Consider the following 487-nt stretch of genomic DNA (forward strand, 5'->3'; position numbering starts at 1 on the left):
AAAGATGGTAAAACGGTTTTAGATTGGGCTTCAGAGAATGGTCTAGCGACTTCTCCAATCGTTGCTGTATTAAACGATCGTATTTAATTAAAAATAATATTTAGTTCCATTGTGAATAACCGATTCAACATGGATGGTAAGGCACTTTTTATTAAGTGATTTACCTTGGGAACGACCTCATTGAGGTCGTTTTTTTTGTTTGAAATTAGTGCTTGGTTTTCTTTTTCAGCCTTTTTCAGCTAATTAATTAGACAAACTCAAGTTATATGGTAGCTCTTTTAGCAACCTAAAGAAGTTCCGCTTAATATGCGACAGCCCTATGTTTCAGGGGCAAGAATTGGACTTTATCAGCTAGGAGTTATGTAGAATATTTTGGTTGTTTTATGTTCCTGTATCAAAACTAATACTAAAGTATTAACACGCAGGTTTTTTAATCATGCTCGGTACGCTTTAATAAATCCAACGCAACATATGTTGCATTAATTTA

1 pseudogene is annotated in these 487 nt (G+C 33.9%); it reads left to right on the forward strand.

The window, feature by feature from the left end:
• Positions 1 to 87, forward strand: a pseudogene (locus EOK74_RS21335) (DUF3718 domain-containing protein); the annotation flags it as partial.
• Between the last annotated feature and the right edge of the window lie 400 nt (positions 88 to 487).

The sequence above is a fragment of the Paraglaciecola marina genome (assembly GCF_004360155.1).
GTDB classification, from domain to species: domain Bacteria; phylum Pseudomonadota; class Gammaproteobacteria; order Enterobacterales; family Alteromonadaceae; genus Paraglaciecola; species Paraglaciecola marina.